Genomic DNA, 18,168 nt, shown 5'->3' on the forward strand with positions numbered 1-18,168 from the left:
CGGAGAGCTGCTGGTGCTGCTGGTGGCTCCGGGCACCGGCGTATGGGACAGCAGGCACTGGCTGTCGGCGGGCATGATGCCCGAACTGGCCTCCGCCGTCGCAGAGCTGCCCCTGCGTGCGACGCTGCTGGTCGCCGAGAGCTACCCGGAGGCGGCGGCGCACACCGTGCTGGCGATCCGCGCGGACGGCCATCTCGCGGCGGCCTTCCCCGCGGGACGCCCGCACGCGCTGCGGGCCTGCGCGGAGGCGGTGCGCGGGGGCGCGCACACCTGAGCCCACGGCAGCTTCGGCCGCGCGGCACCGGGTGGCGCGCGGCGCGCTGCCCGGGCCGGGTGTGGCGGGTGCGGCAGCGCCCGGTTGCGGTGGGCTGCCGGACCGCCGACCGACCCGCCCGCCGGCCCGCTCACCGCCGTCCGTCACAGGCCGTGGAGATGCTCGTCGAGCATCTCCGGGTCCTCGCCCTCCTCCTCGAGCGCACGCCGGACCACCCGGAGCGCGAGGCCCTCGGAGTACCCCTTGCGGGCCAGCATGCCGACGAGCCGCCGAAGGCGCTTCTCCCGGTCGAGCCCCCTGGTGGAGCGCAGTTTGCGCGCCACCAGGACACGGGCCGTCTCCTCCTCGGAGTCGGAGTCGAGCCGGCCGACAGCCTCGTCGATCACGGTGGAGTCCACACCCTTGGTGCGCAGTTCCCGGGCGAGCGCTCTGCGGGCCAGGCCTCTGCTGTGGTGCCGGGAATCCACCCAGGCGGCGGCGAACGCGGCGTCGTCGATGAGACCGACATCCTCGAATCTGGCCAGCACCTCCTCCGCCGCCTCCTCGGGCACCTCTCGCTTGCGGAGCGCGTCGGCGAGCTGGCGCCGCGTCCTGGGCGTGCCGGTGAGCAGTCGGAGGCAGATGGCCCTGGCCCGCTCCACCGGATCCGCGGGCTCGGCCGCCTCCCCGGGACCCCGCTCCCCGTCCGCGCCTCGCCCCCGGTTCCGGGACGACGCACGCGATGGTCCCGCTTCGGCCCTCGACGGAGCGGGACCATCGCTGTCCTGGATGTCCGCCGGCAGGCCGTCGCCCCAGCGGGCGGAGGCCTGGGGCGGCTCCGGGGAAGGTGTGTACTCCGGCCAGTCGCTGCGCCGTGTCACGGCCTAGCTCTTGGCCGCGGCGGCCTTGGACGCCTTGCTCGTCCTGGCCGCCTTGGCCGCCGGAGCCGGAACGCTCTTGGCCGGCTCCGCACCGCTGTCCGCCTCGGGGGCTGCCGCGCCGCTGTCCGCGGCGTCGGTGCCGGGCTCGGCGGCCGGCTCCTGCGGCTGTACGCCGATACCCAGCTTCTCCTTGATCTTCTTCTCGATCTCGTTGGCGAGGTCGGGGTTGTCCCGCAGGAAGTTGCGGGCGTTCTCCTTGCCCTGGCCGAGCTGATCTCCCTCGTAGGTGTACCAGGCCCCGGACTTGCGGATGAAGCCGTTCTCCACGCCCATGTCGATCAGGCCGCCCTCGCGGCTGATGCCCATGCCGTAGAGAATGTCGAACTCGGCCTGCTTGAAGGGCGGCGCGACCTTGTTCTTGACGACCTTGACGCGGGTGCGGTTGCCGACGGCGTCGGTGCCGTCCTTCAAGGTCTCGATGCGGCGGATGTCGAGCCGCACCGAGGCGTAGAACTTCAGCGCGCGGCCACCCGTGGTGGTCTCCGGCGAGCCGAACATCACGCCGACCTTCTCGCGGAGCTGGTTGATGAAGATCGCGGTGGTCTTGGACTGGTTCAGCGCACCGGCGATCTTCCGCAGTGCCTGGCTCATCAGCCGGGCCTGGAGGCCCACGTGGGAGTCGCCCATCTCGCCCTCGATCTCGGCCCGGGGCACCAGCGCCGCGACCGAGTCCACGATGATCAGGTCCAGCGCGCCGGAGCGGATCAGCATGTCGGTGATCTCGAGCGCCTGCTCGCCGTTGTCCGGCTGCGAGAGGATCAGCGCGTCGGTGTCGACGCCGAGGCGCTTGGCGTATTCGGGGTCCAGCGCGTGCTCGGCGTCCACGAAGGCCACCGTGCCGCCCGCCTTCTGCGCGTTGGCCACCGCGTGCAGGGTCAGGGTCGTCTTGCCGGAGGACTCCGGTCCGTAGACCTCGACCACACGACCGCGCGGCAGGCCGCCGACACCGAGGGCCACATCCAGGGCGGTCGACCCGGTGGGGATGATCTCGATCGGCTCGTTCGGCCGCTCGCCCATGCGCATCACGGCGCCCTTGCCGAATTGCCGTTCAATCTGTGCGAGCGCGGCGTCGAGCGCCTTCTCGCGGTCGGTTCCTGCCATGGGTGCCACCCGGTTGTTTGCTTGAGTCGATCGCTTCACGTCTCACGACGCTAGCGGCTGCCACTGACAATCGGTCCGGACCCGCGCTCACTGGGCCAGGGCCTGAGCGGGCGTGCTCGCCGGAGCCTCCATAAGAATCGATGTTCGATTTTTGCGTCAAGTCGCCCCGCGTGCCTGTGGAAAACCGACAGAACCGCAGATGAGGACGCCGAGACGGAGGTGGACCCGGCCCGGCGCCGTCGACGCACCGTCGACGATCCGCCGCCTTCACCGCCCCCGGCGCCACCACCGGCTGCTTCCCTCACGCCCCTCGCGGCTCCTGCCCCCCGCGTGTCTCTCACGGCCCTCACGGCCCTTATGCCCCGTCCGCCGGGGCCGCCGCGGCCCGTCGGTGTCGCCCGGTACGTCGTAGCGCTTCACATACGCGCCCAGGAACCCCTGGAGTGTCGCCGTGGCGGGGATCGCGACGAGCGCCCCCACGACCCCCAGCAGCGAGGTCCCGGCGACCACCGAGCCGAAGGCGACGGCCGGGTGGATGTCCACGGTCCGTGCCGTGATGCGCGGCTGCAGGACGTAGTTCTCCAACTGCTGGTAGAGCACGATGAACACCAGCACCCACAGAGCCGTCCAAGGGTCCACGGTGAAGGCGATCAGCAGCGGCAGCGCTCCGCCGATGTAGGTGCCGACGGTGGGCACGAACTGCGAGACCACCCCGACCCAGACCGCCAGCGCGGCGGCGTAGGGCACGCCGAGCAGTTCGAGGAAGACGTAGTGCGCACCGCCGGAGATCAGCGCCATCAGGGCCCGCGAGTAGAGGTAGCCCCCGGTCTTGGCCACGGCGATCTCCCAGGCACGCAGCACCTCCGCCTGCCGCGCGGGCGGCAGCACCGAGCACAGGGCCACCCGCAGCCGGGGGGCCTCGGCGGCGAAGTAGAAGGTGAACAGGGCGACCGTCAGGAGCTGGAAGACCCCGCCCAGCAGGGTGGCGGAGATCCCCCACACGTTCCGCGCCCCGCTGCGCAGGAAGCCGCGCACCCAGTCGGAGTGGACGACCCGCGAACGGAGCCTGTCGACGTCCAGGTCGGTGTGGAAGTGGGCGTTGCTCCAGCTGAGCACGTCGGAGACGTACCGGGGCAGGTTCTCCACGATGCGGCTGACCTGCTCGGCGAAGAGCGAGCCGAGCGCCCCGAAGAACCCCGCCGCGGCGGCCAGGAGGACGACGGAGACCAGCGCGGTGGCCGGGCCGCGGCGCACACCGCGCCGGGCCAGACCGGCGACGGCGGGTTCCATGGCCAGCGCCAGGAAGAACGCGATCAGCACGTTCAGCAGCAGCCCCAGAACACGCAGGAAGGCCCAGGTGAGGATCTGGTAGGCGGCGAGGAGGCCGAACGCGAGCACGAAGGCCCGGGGCAGCCAGCCCGGCATGCCGGAGGCCCGTGCCCCGGAACGCGGTCCGTGCGGCTTCCCCGGGCCGGTTCCCCCGGCCGCCGGACCGCCGCGGCCGGCTCCGCCCCCGGCGCGACCGTCCCGCTGTCCGTCGCCGTCGCCTGGTGCACCCACCGGGCAAGTCTCGCGCCCGGGGGGACGGCGTCCGGCAAACGACTCACCTCTTGTCCGCGGGGACCTCCATGACGTCGCACACCACGCGCCAGACGTCCTTCGCGTCCCAGCCCGCGGCGAGTGCGTCGTGCACCGTCCGGCCGCCCAGACCGGACATCACATGGTCGTGCGCGAAGGAGTCGGCGTACGACGCACCGAAGTGCTCCGCCATCCGCTGCCAGAAGTCCGTCAACCGCATGACTCCAGTATCCAGCCCTCCGGGGCCGGCTCTCCCCGACCGGCCGCCGCCCGGGGGCACGCGGGCCTACCGTCGGGGAATGGCTCCCTGTGGATCGGTCCTCTCCCGTGCGGAGAACTTCATCTGGCTGACGGCGCGCGTCCTGGAGCAGCGCCGATACGCGCACGATTTCCTGGACGGCGATCCGGGAGCCGTCGAGACGGCTCTGGACGCCTACCGCAACAGCGACGGCGGCTACGGCCACGCACTCGACCCCGATCTGCGCGGCCCGGTGAGCCAGCCGCTGCACACCGCCGCAGCGGTGCGGGTCCTGGACGGCATCGGGCGCTGCGCCGGGCAGCGGGTGGAGCGCATCGGCCGCTATCTGACGGCGGTCGCCACCCCGGAGGGCGCACTGCCCGCCGTGCACCCTTCGCTGCGCGGCTGTCCGGCAGCGCCCTGGTTCCCGGTCGTGGACGCGCCGCCGGGCGACCTGCTGGCCACCGGCCCGGTGGTCGGTGCACTGCACCGCAACAACGTGTGGCACGCGTGGCTGTTCCGCGCCACGGACTACTGCTGGAGCACCATCGAGTCCCTGGGGAAGACCCATCCGTACGAGGTGCGGGCGGCGCTCGCCTTCCTGGAGGGGGTCCCCGACCGGCCTCGCGCCGAGGCCGCAGCGGAGCGCCTGGGGACGCTGGTACGCGAGCAGCGCCTCGTCGTGACGGACCCGGGCCGCAGAGCGGACTTCCCGCTCCCCGCAGGCTACGCGCCGACCGAGTACCACTACCCGACCGACTTCGCGCGCGCCCCCCGCTCGCCCGCCCGGCGCTGGTTCTCCGACGTGGAGCTGGAGCGCGCTCTCGACCACCTGGTCAGCCGGCAGCGGGACGACGGCGGCTGGGACGTCACCCGGCACCACTGGGCACCGGGAACAGCGCTGGAGGGGCGTCCGCGGGTCACGCTGGAGGCGCTGCACACACTGCGGGCCTACGGCCGGCTGTGAGCACGCCGCGCTCCGAGCGGACATCCTCCGAAGCGGCGTCGCGGCGCGCCGACCGGGCGGGCCTCAGCCCAGCGCCCGTGCGCCTGCCGTGACCAGCACCGCGGCGGCGACGACCACCAGGAACGGCGCCCGCAGGGCCAGCGCCGCGGCGGCAGCGGCGAGCCCCGCGGCGCGGGCGTCGAGCACCAGCGACACCTGCTCGGCGAAGGTCTGCTGCGCGATCAGTGCCGCGAGCAGCGCGACGGGCAGCAGCGCGGCAAGCCGCTGGACCAGGGGCCGCTCCAGCACTCCCGCGGGTACCGAGAGGCCGAGCAGCTTCACCAGGTAGCAGCCGAGGGCTGTGGCCCCTATGGCGATCCACACACTCATCGTGTCTCCTCGCTCGCGGTCCGCTCCGCTTCCCGTGCCGCCCGCCGGCGGGGCAGCGCTCTGCCGTGCGCCAGCAGCACGAGGGGGGCCGCCAGCGCGGCCGCCAGCACCGGCACCCCGGCCGGCAGCAGCGGTAGCAGTCCGAGCCCCAGGGCGACGGCCGCAGCCGCTGTCGCGCGCTCCTGACCGGTGCGGAGCATGGGCGCCAGCAGGGCCAGGAAGGCCGCGGGGCCGGCCGCGTCCAGGCCCCAGGCGTCCGTGTCCCCCAGGGCTCCGGCGCCCAGCGCGCCGATCAGGGTGGTGAGGTTCCACAGCACGAACAGCGTCGCTCCGGTGACGGTGAAGCCGAGCCGGACGGCGTGCTGTCCGCGCTGCGCCAGGGCGACGGCCGAGGTCTCGTCGATCACCCAGTGTGCGGCGGCCAGCCGCGCACTGCCGCGCAGCCGGAGCAGCCCGGAGAGCCGCAGTCCGTAGAAGGCGTTCCGGAAGCTCAGGAAGAAGGCACCGGCGGCGGCGGTCAGCGGCCCGCCCCCGGCGGCGAGCGCGCCGACGAGGGCGAACTGCGAGGCGCCGGTGAAGACGAACAGGCTCAGGGCGCAGGTCTGGGCGAGGGAGACGCCCGCACCGACGGCTGTCACGCCGAAGGCGAAGCCGGAGAGTCCGACGGCGACGCCGACGCCCAGCGCGTCCCGTACGACGGCGCGGTCCTCGCGCGGGCTCTCCGCTGCGGCATCGCCCGGTGCGCCCGGTCCGCCGGTGGTCTCCGGGGGTGCGGAGGCGCGCGGCGCCTCCGGTTGCTCGAGTGTTTCTCTCCGCTGTGGCACGCGGTCACGTTAGGGAACCGGAGCTCATCCGTTCTTGTACGTTCTTGCACGTCCCCGCTGGTAGGCGCCGGGCGGTACGCCGACGGTCCGGCCGAAGTGCCGCGTCAGATGGGACTGGTCGGTGAAGCCGACGGCCGTGGCCGTCTCCGCGACCGGCAACCCCGCGTCCAGCAGGGCGCGCGCCCGGTGCACGCGCGCGTCCGTCAGCCAGGTGTGCGGCGGCATCCCGTACCGCCGGCGGAAGGCGCGCAGCAGGGCGAAGGGGCTGGTCCCCAGTTCGGCGGCGAGGCTCTCCAGGGAGGGCGGGTCGGCCATCCGCTCCTCCAGCACCGCGCGGGCCCGCAGCGCGTACCGAGCGCCCGCGAGGCGGACCGGGCGTTCGGGCAGCACGCCGCCGTGCAGCTTCAGCAGCCGGGCGACCACCGTGTGCAGGTGGGTGTCGGCGGCGAGCGCGTTGCCCTCGTCGAGCGCCCGGTGCACGGCCCGCACCTGGCGGGCGGAGACCGGGTCGTCGGCTGCCGCGACGGTGAATCCGGGGGTGCCCCGGAGGCTGGTGGTCTCGGCCGCGATCCGGGCGACCAGGGCTGCGTCGGGGTAGAGCACCTCGTAGGACCAGCCCTCGGGGGTCCCGGCGTGCCCGGTGTGCATGGTGTCCGGGTTGATCAGTGCCATTCCTCCGGCACCCACCCGGTGCACGCGGCCGCCGTGGTGGAACGCCTCCACCCCGTCGGTGATCGCGGCCAGCACATAGGTCTCGTGGGTGTGCCGGGCGAAGGTCTTGCGAATGTAGCGGGCGCGCAGCAGGTCCACTCCCGGCAGTTCGGGCGACTGCCAGTAGTGCGCCTTCTCCTCCCGCGTCATGTCCCCCATTGTCCCTCGCTCCGACGACCCGACGACCCGACGACCCGACGAGCGGGGCGGTGCCGGCTCCGGCACCGCCCCGCGGGCCTCGCCGGTCGCGGTCCCGGGCCGGTGTCGGTGCCGTGCGGCACGATGGGGACCATGGGTCGGACATCGGCGCTGGACGCCTTCTCACCGGCGACCCGTGCATGGTTCACGGGTGCCTTCAGCGAGCCCACGGCCGCGCAGGAGGGCGCCTGGCGCGCGCTGGCGGAGGAGTCGGACGCGCTCGTGGTGGCGCCGACCGGCTCGGGCAAGACGCTGGCCGCCTTCCTCGCCTCGCTGGACGCGCTGGCCGCCGCCCCGCCGCCCGCCGACCCGCTCAAGCGCTGCCGTGTGCTGTACGTGTCGCCGCTGAAGGCGCTCGCCGTCGATGTCGAACGCAACCTGCGCAGCCCTCTCACCGGGATCCGGCAGGAGTCGCTGCGGCTGGGGCTGCCGGAGCCGGAGATCAGGGTCGGGATCCGCTCCGGCGACACCCCCGCGACCGAGCGCAGGTCGATCGCGCGGCGCCCACCGGACATCCTGATCACCACCCCCGAATCGCTGTTCCTGATGCTGACCTCCGGCGCCCGGGAGGCGCTCTCCGGCGTCGAGACGGTGATCCTCGACGAGGTGCACGCGGTGGCGGGCACCAAGCGGGGCGCGCATCTGGCGCTCTCCCTTGAGCGGCTGGACGAGCTGCTGGACCGCCCGGCGCGCCGAATCGGCCTGTCGGCCACCGTGCGGCCGGTGGAGGAGGTGGCCCGCTTCCTCTCGCCCCGCAGGAACGCCGCGATCGTGCAGCCGCCGTCGGGCAAGCGGTTCGACCTCTCGGTCGTGGTGCCCGTCGAGGACATGGGCGAGCTGGGCGGTTCGCCTGCTCAGAATGCCTCCGGGGCGGCGGGCGGTGGTCCGGGCGGTGGGGACACACCGTCGATCTGGCCCTCGGTCGAGGAGCGGATCACCGACCTCATCCAGGAGCACCGCTCCACCATCGTCTTCGCCAACTCGCGGCGGCTGGCCGAGCGGCTGTGCAACCGGCTGAACGAGATCGCCTACGAACGGGCCACGGGCGAGCCCATGCCCGAGGACCACTCGCCGGCGGAGCTGATGGGCAACGCCGGCGCGGTCACGGGGGCACCGGCGCTGCTCGCCCGGGCGCACCACGGCTCGGTCTCCAAGGAGCAGCGCTCCCAGGTCGAGGAGGACCTGAAGGCGGGCAGGCTCCCGGCCGTGGTGGCCACCTCCAGTCTGGAGCTGGGGATCGACATGGGAGCCGTCGATCTCGTGATCCAGGTGGAGTCGCCGCCCTCGGTGGCTTCCGGGCTGCAGCGTGTGGGCCGGGCGGGGCACCAGGTGGGCGCGGTCTCGGCGGGAGTGGTCTTTCCCAAGTACCGGGGAGACCTGGTGCAGTCCGCCGTGGTCACCGAGCGGATGCGCGAGGGTGCCATCGAGGCGCTGCGCATTCCCGCCAATCCCCTGGACGTCCTCGCCCAGCAGATCGTGGCGATGGCCGCGGTGGACACCTGGAACGTGGACGAGCTGCTGGCCCTGGTGCGCCGGGCGGCGCCGTTCGCCGCGCTTCCGGAGTCCGCCTACACCTCGGTGCTGGACATGCTGGCCGGGCGGTACCCCTCGGACGCCTTCGCCGAGCTGCGCCCGCGGCTGGTGTGGGACCGGGTGGCCGGGACGCTCAGCGGCCGTCCGGGCGCGCAGCGGCTGGCCGTCACCTCCGGCGGCACCATCCCGGACCGGGGGCTGTTCGGGGTCTTCCTGGCCGGAGCCGACCCGAAGAAGGGCGGCGGCCGCGTCGGGGAGCTGGACGAGGAGATGGTCTACGAGTCCCGGGTGGGTGATGTCTTCACCCTCGGGACGACGACATGGCGGATCGAGGACATCACCCGGGACCGCGTCCTGGTCACTCCCGCGCCCGGGGTGCCGGGCCGGCTGCCGTTCTGGCGCGGCGACCAGCTGGGCAGACCGCTGGAGCTGGGCCGGGCGCTGGGCGCCTTCCTGCGGGAGATCGGCTCGCTCTCCCGCGAGCAGGCGGAGCAGCGGCTGGCGGCCTCCGGGATGGACGCGCTGGCGATCGGCAATCTGCTGGCCTATCTGGGCGAGCAGCGCGAGGCCGCCGGGCACGTCCCGGACGACAGGACGATCGTCGTCGAGCGCTTCCGCGACGAGCTGGGCGACTGGCGCATCGTGGTGCACTCCCCGTTCGGCGCCCAGGTGCACGCGCCCTGGGCGCTGGCCATCGGCGCGCGGCTGACGGAGCGGTACGGCATGGACGCGCAGGTGATGCACGCCGACGACGGTCTGGTGCTGCGGCTGCCGGACGCGGAGCTGATGGACCTCGACCTGTTCGAGGGGGAGGCGCGCCCGCCGCGCACGCCCCCGCAGGAGGCCCCGTCCGACCTGGACGAGCCTCCGCTGGGCGTCGGGGACGTGCTCTTCGACAGGGGCGAGGTCGAGCAGACCGTCACCGACCAGGTGGGCAATTCGGCACTGTTCGCGGCCCGCTTCCGGGAGTGCGCCTCGCGCGCGCTGCTGCTGCCGCGCCGCAGCCCGGGCAAGCGCACCCCGCTGTGGCAGCAGCGCCAGCGGGCGTCCCAGCTCCTGCAGGTGGCCGCCGAGTTCGGCTCGTTCCCGATCGTCCTGGAGGCGGTGCGCGAGTGCCTCCAGGACGTGTTCGACGTGCCGGGGCTCACGGAGCTGATGGGCGACATCGAGGCCCGCCGGGTGCGCGTGGTCGAGGTCACCACGCCGGAGCCGTCGCCGTTCGCCCGGTCCCTGCTGTTCGGCTACGTCGCACAGTATCTGTACGAGGGCGACTCGCCGCTGGCCGAGCGGCGGGCCGCCGCGCTCTCCCTGGACTCGCGGCTGCTGTCGGAGCTGCTGGGCCAGGCGGAACTGCGGGAGCTGCTGGACGCCGACGTGCTGGCGGAGCTGGAGCGGGAACTCCAGTGGCGTACCGAGGACCGCCGCCTCAAGGACGTGGAGGGCGTGGCCGACCTGCTGCGGCTGCTGGGTCCGCTCACCCCGGACGAGCTGGCGGAGCGCGGTGCCGAGCCGGGCTGGGCGGCAGAGTTGGAGACGGCCCGCCGCGCCGTCCGGGTCCGGATCGCGGGCCGGGACCACTGGGCGGCGATCGAGGACGCGGGGCGGTTGCGGGACGCGCTCGGGGTGGCGCTGCCCGTCGGGGTTCCCGAAGCCTTCACCGAGCCGGTGGCGGACCCGCTGGGCGACCTGCTCTCGCGGTTCGCCCGCACGCACGGCCCGTTCACCTCCACCGAGGCGGCGGACCGCTTCGGACTCGGGACCGCTGTCGCGGACGGTGCGCTGCACCGGCTGGCGGCCGGCGGGCGGCTGGTCCAGGGCGAGTTCCACCCCTCGGGAATCGGCCAGGAGTGGTGCGACGCGGGGGTGCTGCGCAGGCTGCGGCGCCGCTCGCTGGCCGCGCTGCGCCAGGAGTTGGAGCCGGTCGCCCCGCAGTCGCTGGCCGCCTTTCTGCCGCAGTGGCAGCATGTGCGCACCAACAGCCTGCGGGGGGTGGAGGGGCTGCTGCGCACGGTGGAGCAGTTGCAAGGGGCTCCCGTTCCGGCGTCCGCGTTGGAGAAGCTGGTGCTGCCCGGCAGGGTCGCGGACTATGCGCCGCCCATGCTGGACGAGCTGACCGCCTCGGGCGAGGTCGTCTGGGCGGGTGCCGGGGCGCTGCCCGGCAAGGACGGCTGGATCTCACTCCTGTTGGCAGACGCCGCCCCGCTGCTGCTGCCTTCCCCGCATCCGCTGGAACTCACTCCGGTGCACCAGGCGGTGCTGTCCGCGTTGGAAGGGGGCTACGGGCTGTTCTTCCGGCAGATCGCCGAGCGCGCGCGGGCCGCGCATCCGGAGTCGACCGACCCGCAGCTCACCGAGGCGCTGTGGGATCTCGTGTGGTCGGGCAGGGTCACCGGTGACACGCTCGCGCCGCTGCGCGCGCTGCTGGGTTCGGGGCGTACGGCCGGCTCGACGGCGCACCGCGCGAAGCGACCCGCCCCGCGGGGGCGCTACGGCTCGTTCACAGCGGCGGCAGTCGCCGCGGGCAGCGGTGCGGGCCGCCGCGGTCCGGGGCGCCCCATGGCCGCCGCGCCGCCTACCGTGGCCGGACGCTGGTCGCTGCTGCCCGCCGCGGCGAACGAACCCACGCACCGGGCGCATGCGCTGGCCCGCACCCTGCTGGACCGGCACGGGGTGGTGACGCGGGGCGCGGTGGCCGCCGAGGGCGTGGAGGGCGGGTTCTCGGCCGCCTACCGGGTGCTGTCCGCCTTCGAGGAGAGCGGGCAGGCGCGACGGGGCTACGTGGTCGAGGGGCTGGGGGCCGCGCAGTTCGCCATGGACGGCGCGGTGGACAGACTGCGCGCGGTCAGCACGGCCCGCGAGCGGGAGGGCGGCGTCCCCGGCGGGTACGGCGGGCCGCACAGGAGCGGCGCCCCCGCCGGGGCGGGGGCGCTGGTACTGGCGGCAGCGGACCCGGCGAACGCCTATGGTGCCGCCCTGCCCTGGCCGGCGCCGCCGCCCGGCGCCACCCACAAGCCGGGGCGAAAGGCGGGCGCGCTGGTGGTCCTGGTCGACGGCGCGCTGACCCTCTACGTCGAACGGGGCGGCAAGACGCTGCTGGCCTGGGCGCGGGATCCCGCGGCGCCGGAGGGCGCCCCGGGGGACTCCGAGGACGCGTCGGCCGCGGACCGGCCGGACTCGGCGCAGGTGGTCGCGGCGGTCGAGGCGCTCGCCGAGGCAGCGCGCCGGGGCGCGCTCGGTACCGTCACGGTGGAGCGGGTCAACGGCACGGCGGCACTGTCGTCACCGTTGAGCGCCGCCCTGGAGGCCGCGGGGTTCCATCCGACTCCGCGCGGACTGCGGCTGCGCGCGCGATAGCCGAGCGCCGTCGCCGGGACGGCGCTTCGCCGCCCCGGCTCCTTTTGCCGCCGCCGGCCGCCCCGGATGCCGCACGGTGGTGGTCACTCCTGCGCGGAAGTCCCTGCGGACTCGCTGTCGGAACCGGTCGCCAGCATGATCTGCCGGAGGAGGCCGGCGAGCAGTCGCTGCTCGTGCCAGTCCAGGACGCCGAACAGCCGACGCTCCTCTTCCGCGGCCGTCTCGATGGCGGCCAGCCACACGGAACGCCCCTCGCCGGTGAGGACGACTTCCGGGGAGGGGCCGCCGGTGGTGGTGCGGGCCACGAGATCCCGCTGCTCCAGCACGTCCACCAGCCCGGAGAGGGCGTTGGGAGCCGTTCCGAGCTCGACGGCGAGCCCGGTGAGATCGGCCCGCCCGCCGTTCCCGGCCAGGAGGTGCAGGACCTCGTGCTCCTCCCGCCGCAGTCCGCACTCCGCCAGCGCCCGCTCCCCCGACCGGCGCAGGTGGTCGGCGAGGTACTGCATCCGGGTGACGGCGCCTTCGACATGGCGGTTGAGTTCGGGCAGCACCGGCTGCCAGCGGTCCAGATGGTCCTCGACCCAGTCCCGCGCGCCTTCCAGCGCGTCCCTCTGCTCGGCCTCGGCCTCTCCGTCCACGTCGAGCGCGTCGTGCTGTCGTTGGTATCCCCACTGCCCCATGGCCCTGAATCGTATCCCGTGATCGTCCGGCACTTCCCGCCGCTCTCCCCCGCTTCCGTCGATGGCTCCTGCAACCATGGGCATATGTCCCGGGGGGCCGGGATGGCGCAGGATGCCGGAAGCCGGGCAGGAATGCCGTACAAGCCGTGGAAGAGGTGAGGACCGATGCCCGAGGGGGACACCGTCTGGCGGACCGCGCACGCACTGCACACGGCGCTGGCCGGGCAGGTGTTGGTCCGCACGGACTTCCGGGTGCCCAGGATGGCGACGGTCGATCTGTCGGGCCGGATGCTGCTGGACGTCACCCCGCGCGGCAAACACCTGCTGATGCGCGTCGAGGGCGGCTTGACGGTGCATTCCCATCTGGGCATGGAGGGTGCGTGGCGGATCAGGGCGGATCCGCCGGGGAGAACCGACCCGCTCCGGGGTTTCGGGCCCGGCCATCAGATCCGTGCCCTGCTGGCCACCGGTTCGCACTCCGCTGCCGGGATCCGGCTCCCCGTACTGGAACTGGTGCGCACTTCGGCGGAGTTCACCGTGGTCGGCCACCTGGGTCCCGATCTGCTCGGCCCCGACTGGGATGCGGCCGAAGCCGAACGGCGGCTGCTCCGGGATCCGGATCGGCCGCTCGTCGAGGCTCTGCTCGATCAGCGCAATCTGGCGGGCATCGGCAACGTGTACGCGGCCGAATTGTGCTTCCTCGCCCGTACTTCGCCCTGGACCCCGGTGGGCTCACTCCCCGCCGGGCTGCCGACCCGCCTGGTCGGTGCCGCCAAGCGGCTGCTGGAGGCCAACAAGAACCGGTCCCGCCGCCGCACCACCAACAGCCCGCGTCCGGACCGGGGGCTGGCCGTCTACGACCGCGGGAACCGCCCGTGCCACCGCTGCGGCACCCCGGTCCGCACCGGTTCCCACGGGCCCCCCGAACGCGTCCGCACCGTCTGGTACTGCCCGCACTGCCAGCCGACACCCGGGAATTCCGGAGAAGGAGCACGATCCACAGAGAATTGACTCGCCATCAGCTCGCGGGCGGCGGCGCCGGGCTGAGCGCCTCCGGCGTCTCACGGGCCGTGCTCCGCGCGTACGGGCCCTTCCCCCGGTATCCGGCGTCCTGCCTCTCACAACCGGTCGGACACCCCGTTCCCGCGGCCGGGTCGCCCCGCCGCGGCAGCCCGCCGGGTGCCCTCCCCCTTCCGTGCCGGGCGCCCTCGCGCCACATGCACGGGCAATATGCTCAACCCCCATCCCCCTGCTGTCACCGACGCCTCCACCGGGCCGCCCTCCCCCGCGGCCACCCGCCATATCGCGCACAGCCAGCCGAGGGCACAGGCACTCCCGAGTGCCCACCGGCACCGCAGCAACGGGCGCCCAGCCGACATGCCGCCACCTCCCGCGACGGAGCCCTGGCCGCATCGGGTGGAGCACCGTGCGCGGCGGAGAGGGGCGGGCCGTCGACGAAATCGAGAACACTTCCATCGTCCCGCACCCCGGGCGACTCCGCGACCACAGCACGTCACATCGGGACGCACGGGGAACGCGCCCCGCGTTCGCCACGAGAGCCTCCCGCGCGGCCCTCTCCGGCGGCGGACGCGGGCTCGGGACCTCCGGGCCCGCCCACCGGTCGGGGCTGGGCGCGCGGGAATGGTGCGGGACGGCTCCGCGCACACGAAGGCCCCGCCGGAAGGGTCCGGCGGGGACTGTCGTCCACTTCTCACCCGGCTGCCGCGTCCCGCGCAGCGCGCGGCACCCCGGCAGCGGCGTACGCAGCCACGATCGCCACCCGGCGTCAGGCCGCGACCACGTCCACGGCCTCCGTCGGCGCCTTGATCGTGACGCGCTCCTCGGGCACTCCGGTGACCGAGGTGACGGACAGCGGGTTGAGCACCGGCCGCATCGGGGCGGGCACGGCGTCGCTCGCCGCGGACTCGGCCAGCTCGGCGAGCGCCAGCTCGTCGCTGACCTCCCGCATCAGCTCGGACATCCGCACATCGAGGGCGTCACAGATCGATGAGAGCAGCTCGGACGAGGCTTCCTTCTGGCCGCGCTCGACCTCGGAGAGGTAACCGAGCGAGACCCTGGCGGACGATGAGACTTCGCGCAGGGTGCGACCCTGGCGTTGGCGCTGCCGACGCAGCACGTCACCCAACAGGCGACGGAGCAGAATCATCGGTGCTCCTCCCTCTCAACGCGCGGCGTCTTCCACAGCCTGTATCGGGGCGGCCAGTTGGCCCCGACTCCTTCAGGCTCCACCGTACCGCCTCGGCAGGCGGCCGTGCGGGGAGCGATGTCGTGTTCACTCAGGGCTGCAAACATCCATTCCCCCCGGTCTGTTCCCTATCCTGTCCTCCGGCATTTTCGATCAGTTCGTCGTAGAGCAGCTCCAGCGCTCCTCGAACACTCTCCGTGCGGATCCCGGCACGCTCACGTTCCCCGGCTGCCGCACCGCCACCGGCAGGCTCGCCGCTCCGGCCGACCGCCGACCGCAGCTTCCGCGCCACCGCCGTCGCCCCGGGAGCGGCGACGGCGACGTACACCGTTCCGACCGGCTGCCCGTCCTGGGGCTCGGGCCCGGCCACGCCCGTGGTGGCGAGGCCCCAATCGGCGCCGAGCACCGTGCGTACGCCCTGCGCCATCCGACGCGCGACCTCCGCGTCGACAGCACCCCGCTCCTCAAGGAGTGCCCCGTCCACACCGAGTACATCCCTCTTGAGCGCCGTCGCGTACGCGGTCACCGAACCACGGAAGACTCGTGAGGCGCCCGGGACACCGGTGATCTCGGCCGCGACCAGTCCTCCGGTCAGCGACTCCGCCACGGCGAGCGTCTGGCCCCGCTCGGCGAGCAGCGCCAGCACACCGCCGGCCATGGAATCCGCCTGCGTCAGGGCCGCTCACCCCCTGTTCCCTCGTCACTCCCGGTGGTCTGCGCCTTCCCCGGGTTCCCGAGGCTACGCCCGTCATCCTCGTCGGCGCTCGCCGCACTCCGCCCGTGCGCGGCGTCGCAGCGGGTCTCCGGCCCGCTCCCGGCCGTGGACGGTCCGCCTCCCGCCGACGCGGCCCCGGCCGCCTCCGCGGCCAGTCCGCTCCGCCGCAGCACGACGGCCTGGCGTACATAGTCGAGACCGGTGACGACGGTGAGGACCACGGCCACCCCCATCACCCACCAGCGCGCCGTGGCCAGCGGACCGGTCAGCGCCAGCACGTACATGCCGACGGCGACACCCTGGGCGAGCGTCTTCATCTTGCCGCCGCGGCTGGCCGGGATGACCCCGTGCCTGATCACCCAGAAGCGCATCAGGGTGATGCCCAGCTCGCGGAAGAGGATCACCCCGGTGACCCACCACGGCAGGTCCGAAAGAGCGGAGAGGCAGATCAGCGCCGCTCCCATGATCGCCTTGTCCGCTATGGGATCGGCGATCTTCCCGAAGTCGGTGACGAGGTTGTAGCGGCGCGCCAGCTCCCCGTCGAACAGGTCGGTGATCATGGCGATGGTGAACGCGGCCCAGGCGAACGAACGCCAGGCCGGATCATGACCGCCGTTCGCGACCATGAGCAGCACGAACGCGGGCACCAGCAGGAGCCGCACCATGGTCAGGATGTTCGCGATGTTCCACAGGCTCACAGGGCGTACCGTGCTCGCCGCCGCCGGTTTGGGTACGGTGCCACGCCGGGCCGCGGAGGCCGGGACTCCTGTCATCTGCCGGCCTCCTCCCCGACGCGGCGCAGGTCGTCGCCCACCGAGCGGGCGGCCGGAGGCGTGCCGTGCCCCACGGGGGCGGCGGTGCGGGGCTCCGCGATCAGATCCACGCCCTCGGCCGCCACGACCCGCGCCTCGACCATTCGGCCCACCGGCAGGGCCTGACCCGCTTCCGGCGCCGGTCCGGACGCCTCCGGCCGCACCAGCCGCACCTGGCCGTCGGTCTCCGGGGCCTGGTGCGCGCCGCGCCCGAGCGGGCCGTCCTCCTCGTCATGGGTCTCGACCAGCACCCGGACGGTCTCGCCCACCCGTTCCTCGGCGCGCTGGGCGGTCAGCTCCTCGGCGAGCCTGGACATGCGTGCCAGACGCTCGGCGACCTCGTCCGGATCCACCTTGTCCGCATACCCGGCGGCCTCGGTCCCGTCCTCGTCCGAATACCCGAACACCCCGATCGCGTCGAGACGTGCTTCGGTCAGGAAGCGCTCCAGCTCCGCCACGTCCTGTTCACTCTCGCCGGGAAAGCCGACGATGAAGTTCGACCGGGCGCCCGCCTGCGGAGCCCTCGTGCGGATCTCCTCCAGCAGCCCCAGGAAGCGCTCGGTGTCGCCGAAGCGCCGCATCGCGCGCAGCACGCCCGGCGCCGAGTGCTGGAAGGACAGGTCGAAGTAGGGAGCGACCTTCTCGGTGCCGGTGAGCACGTCGATCAGCCCGGGCCGCATCTCGGCCGGCTGGAGATAGCTCACCCGCACCCGCTCGATGCCGTCGACGGCGGCCAGCTCCGGCAGCAACGTCTCCAGCAGCCTGATGTCCCCCAGATCCTTCCCGTAGGAGGTGTTGTTCTCGGAGACCAGCATGATCTCCCGGACACCCTGCTCGGCCAGCCATCTGGTCTCGGTGAGCACGTCGGCCGGGCGGCGCGAGATGAACGAGCCGCGGAAGGACGGAATGGCGCAGAAGGAGCACCGGCGGTCACAGCCGGAGGCGAGCTTGACGGAGGCGACGGGGCTGCTGCCCAGCCGTCGCCGCAGCGGCGCGCGCGGCCCCGAGGCGGGCGCGACGCCCTCGGGGAGGTCAGCGGGGGCGGACTCGGCGGCCTCGGCGGCACCCTGCTCCGTGGTCGCCCCGGCGGCACCCGCGGCACCGTGTCCGGGCAGTGCGACCGCGGCGCCCTGCCGCTCGGCCGGGCTCACGGGCAGCAGCTTGCGCCGGTCGCGCGGGACGTGCGGCGCGTGCACCCCGCCGCCCAGGATGGTGCCGAGCCGGTCGGAGATGTCCGTGTAGTCGTCGAACCCGAGGACTCCGTCCGCCTCGGGGAGCGCCTCGGCCAGTTCCTTCCCGTACCGCTCGGCCATACAGCCCACGGCCACCACGGCCTGGGTTCTGCCCTCGCCCTCCCTGGCCGCGTTCTTGAGGTCGTTGGCCTCCAGCAGCGCGTCGACGGAGTCCTTTTTGGCGGCCTCGACGAAACCGCAGGTGTTGACGACGGCGACATCGGCGGCGGCGGCATCCTCGACGAGATCCCAGCCATCCGCCGCCAGGCGGCCTGCGAGCTCTTCCGAGTCCACCTCGTTACGGGCGCAGCCGAGAGTGACAAGGGCGACGGTACGGCGTTCGGGCATGGACTCAGCCTACTTCGTCCCTCCGGCACCATCCGCCGCCAGGTTGCAACCGCCCAGCCCACCGATGCGGGCGCAGCCCCCCACCGAGGACGGGCCCGCGCCGGGCCC

General features: G+C 73.6%; 15 protein-coding genes and 1 pseudogene. 4 read left to right on the plus strand and 12 right to left on the minus strand.

Features of this window, described 5'->3' with window-relative positions:
* Nucleotides 1-274 (plus strand): annotated as a pseudogene (locus A949_RS35255) (monooxygenase); the annotation flags it as partial.
* A gap of 143 nt (nucleotides 275-417) precedes the next feature.
* Here the strand turns inward: A949_RS35255 and recX are convergent.
* From recX to A949_RS0131785, 4 genes are all read right to left on the minus strand, one after another.
* Nucleotides 418-1,134, minus strand: coding sequence for a recombination regulator RecX (gene recX / locus A949_RS0131770; RefSeq protein WP_026005236.1), 717 nt, complete (start codon nucleotides 1,132-1,134; stop codon nucleotides 418-420).
* Nucleotides 1,135-1,137: 3 nt separating this feature from the next.
* Nucleotides 1,138-2,295 carry a recombinase RecA gene (gene recA / locus A949_RS0131775; RefSeq protein ID WP_019360101.1) on the minus strand — a complete coding sequence of 386 codons (1,158 nt, stop codon included), beginning with the start codon at nucleotides 2,293-2,295 and terminating at the stop codon, nucleotides 1,138-1,140.
* Nucleotides 2,296-2,562: 267 nt separating this feature from the next.
* On the minus strand, nucleotides 2,563-3,720 hold the full coding sequence (locus tag A949_RS0131780) for an AI-2E family transporter (RefSeq protein ID WP_019360102.1): 1,158 nt from the start codon (nucleotides 3,718-3,720) through the stop codon (nucleotides 2,563-2,565).
* 178 nt (nucleotides 3,721-3,898) lie between these two features.
* Complete coding sequence (locus A949_RS0131785) at nucleotides 3,899-4,093, minus strand: DUF3046 domain-containing protein (protein WP_019360103.1); 195 nt, start codon at nucleotides 4,091-4,093, stop codon at nucleotides 3,899-3,901.
* A gap of 79 nt (nucleotides 4,094-4,172) precedes the next feature.
* Here A949_RS0131785 and A949_RS0131790 point away from each other — a divergent pair, with 79 nt between their 5' ends.
* Nucleotides 4,173-5,078, plus strand: coding sequence for a hypothetical protein (locus A949_RS0131790; RefSeq protein WP_019360104.1), 906 nt, complete (start codon nucleotides 4,173-4,175; stop codon nucleotides 5,076-5,078).
* 63 nt (nucleotides 5,079-5,141) lie between these two features.
* Here the strand turns inward: A949_RS0131790 and A949_RS0131795 are convergent, their stop codons facing one another.
* From A949_RS0131795 to A949_RS0131805, 3 genes are read right to left on the minus strand one after another with little or no spacing between them, the layout of a single operon-like run.
* Nucleotides 5,142-5,447, minus strand: coding sequence for an AzlD domain-containing protein (locus A949_RS0131795; protein WP_019360105.1), 306 nt, complete (start codon nucleotides 5,445-5,447; stop codon nucleotides 5,142-5,144).
* Nucleotides 5,444-6,271 carry an AzlC family ABC transporter permease gene (locus A949_RS0131800; RefSeq protein ID WP_019360106.1) on the minus strand — a complete coding sequence of 276 codons (828 nt, stop codon included), beginning with the start codon at nucleotides 6,269-6,271 and terminating at the stop codon, nucleotides 5,444-5,446. The genes A949_RS0131795 and A949_RS0131800 overlap by 4 nt, the downstream gene beginning before the upstream one ends.
* A gap of 24 nt (nucleotides 6,272-6,295) precedes the next feature.
* Nucleotides 6,296-7,141 (minus strand): AraC family transcriptional regulator, encoded by an 846-nt coding sequence (locus tag A949_RS0131805; protein WP_019360107.1) that lies wholly within the window; start codon nucleotides 7,139-7,141, stop codon nucleotides 6,296-6,298.
* 132 nt (nucleotides 7,142-7,273) lie between these two features.
* Between A949_RS0131805 and A949_RS0131810 the strand changes: the two genes are divergently transcribed.
* Nucleotides 7,274-12,067 (plus strand): Lhr family helicase, encoded by a 4,794-nt coding sequence (locus A949_RS0131810; RefSeq protein WP_106428964.1) that lies wholly within the window; start codon nucleotides 7,274-7,276, stop codon nucleotides 12,065-12,067.
* Nucleotides 12,068-12,150: 83 nt separating this feature from the next.
* Here the strand turns inward: A949_RS0131810 and A949_RS0131815 are convergent, their stop codons facing one another.
* Nucleotides 12,151-12,747 carry a MarR family winged helix-turn-helix transcriptional regulator gene (locus A949_RS0131815; RefSeq protein ID WP_019360109.1) on the minus strand — a complete coding sequence of 199 codons (597 nt, stop codon included), beginning with the start codon at nucleotides 12,745-12,747 and terminating at the stop codon, nucleotides 12,151-12,153.
* A 165-nt stretch (nucleotides 12,748-12,912) separates the two neighbouring features.
* Here A949_RS0131815 and A949_RS0131820 point away from each other — a divergent pair, with 165 nt between their 5' ends.
* A complete protein-coding gene (locus tag A949_RS0131820) occupies nucleotides 12,913-13,758 on the plus strand; it encodes a DNA-formamidopyrimidine glycosylase family protein (RefSeq protein ID WP_019360110.1) in 846 nt (281 codons plus the stop codon).
* A gap of 775 nt (nucleotides 13,759-14,533) precedes the next feature.
* On the opposite strand, the gene A949_RS0131825 is transcribed toward A949_RS0131820, so the two are convergent.
* The 4 genes from A949_RS0131825 to rimO all read right to left on the minus strand — a co-directional run bounded on the left by A949_RS0131825 (nucleotide 14,534) and on the right by rimO (nucleotide 18,060).
* A complete protein-coding gene (locus A949_RS0131825) occupies nucleotides 14,534-14,914 on the minus strand; it encodes a helix-turn-helix domain-containing protein (RefSeq protein ID WP_019360111.1) in 381 nt (126 codons plus the stop codon).
* A gap of 130 nt (nucleotides 14,915-15,044) precedes the next feature.
* Complete coding sequence (locus tag A949_RS0131830; protein WP_019360112.1) at nucleotides 15,045-15,611, minus strand: CinA family protein; 567 nt, start codon at nucleotides 15,609-15,611, stop codon at nucleotides 15,045-15,047.
* A 14-nt stretch (nucleotides 15,612-15,625) separates the two neighbouring features.
* Nucleotides 15,626-16,441, minus strand: coding sequence for a CDP-diacylglycerol--glycerol-3-phosphate 3-phosphatidyltransferase (gene pgsA / locus A949_RS35260; protein WP_237735965.1), 816 nt, complete (start codon nucleotides 16,439-16,441; stop codon nucleotides 15,626-15,628).
* Nucleotides 16,438-18,060 (minus strand): 30S ribosomal protein S12 methylthiotransferase RimO, encoded by a 1,623-nt coding sequence (rimO, locus tag A949_RS0131840; RefSeq protein WP_019360114.1) that lies wholly within the window; start codon nucleotides 18,058-18,060, stop codon nucleotides 16,438-16,440. The genes pgsA and rimO overlap by 4 nt, the downstream gene beginning before the upstream one ends.
* Nucleotides 18,061-18,168 lie beyond the last annotated feature (108 nt).

The sequence above is a fragment of the Streptomyces sp. AA1529 genome (assembly GCF_000280905.1).
GTDB lineage: Bacteria > Actinomycetota > Actinomycetes > Streptomycetales > Streptomycetaceae > Streptomyces.

What these genes read in the sequence shown, in the direction of transcription:
- A949_RS0131780 (WP_019360102.1), bottom strand. Translation starts at nt 3,720, where the DNA reads ATGCCGGGCTGGCTGCCCCGGGCCTTCGTGCTCGCGTTCGGCCTCCTC.
- A949_RS0131825 (WP_019360111.1), bottom strand. Translation starts at nt 14,914, where the DNA reads ATGATTCTGCTCCGTCGCCTGTTGGGTGACGTGCTGCGTCGGCAGCGC.
- A949_RS0131805 (WP_019360107.1), bottom strand. Translation starts at nt 7,141, where the DNA reads ATGGGGGACATGACGCGGGAGGAGAAGGCGCACTACTGGCAGTCGCCC.
- A949_RS0131785 (WP_019360103.1), bottom strand. Translation starts at nt 4,093, where the DNA reads ATGCGGTTGACGGACTTCTGGCAGCGGATGGCGGAGCACTTCGGTGCG.
- pgsA (WP_237735965.1), bottom strand. Translation starts at nt 16,441, where the DNA reads ATGACAGGAGTCCCGGCCTCCGCGGCCCGGCGTGGCACCGTACCCAAA.
- rimO (WP_019360114.1), bottom strand. Translation starts at nt 18,060, where the DNA reads ATGCCCGAACGCCGTACCGTCGCCCTTGTCACTCTCGGCTGCGCCCGT.
- A949_RS0131820 (WP_019360110.1), top strand. Translation starts at nt 12,913, where the DNA reads ATGCCCGAGGGGGACACCGTCTGGCGGACCGCGCACGCACTGCACACG.
- A949_RS0131790 (WP_019360104.1), top strand. Translation starts at nt 4,173, where the DNA reads ATGGCTCCCTGTGGATCGGTCCTCTCCCGTGCGGAGAACTTCATCTGG.
- recA (WP_019360101.1), bottom strand. Translation starts at nt 2,295, where the DNA reads ATGGCAGGAACCGACCGCGAGAAGGCGCTCGACGCCGCGCTCGCACAG.
- A949_RS0131815 (WP_019360109.1), bottom strand. Translation starts at nt 12,747, where the DNA reads ATGGGGCAGTGGGGATACCAACGACAGCACGACGCGCTCGACGTGGAC.
- A949_RS0131810 (WP_106428964.1), top strand. Translation starts at nt 7,274, where the DNA reads ATGGGTCGGACATCGGCGCTGGACGCCTTCTCACCGGCGACCCGTGCA.
- A949_RS0131795 (WP_019360105.1), bottom strand. Translation starts at nt 5,447, where the DNA reads ATGAGTGTGTGGATCGCCATAGGGGCCACAGCCCTCGGCTGCTACCTG.
- A949_RS0131830 (WP_019360112.1), bottom strand. Translation starts at nt 15,611, where the DNA reads ATGGCCGGCGGTGTGCTGGCGCTGCTCGCCGAGCGGGGCCAGACGCTC.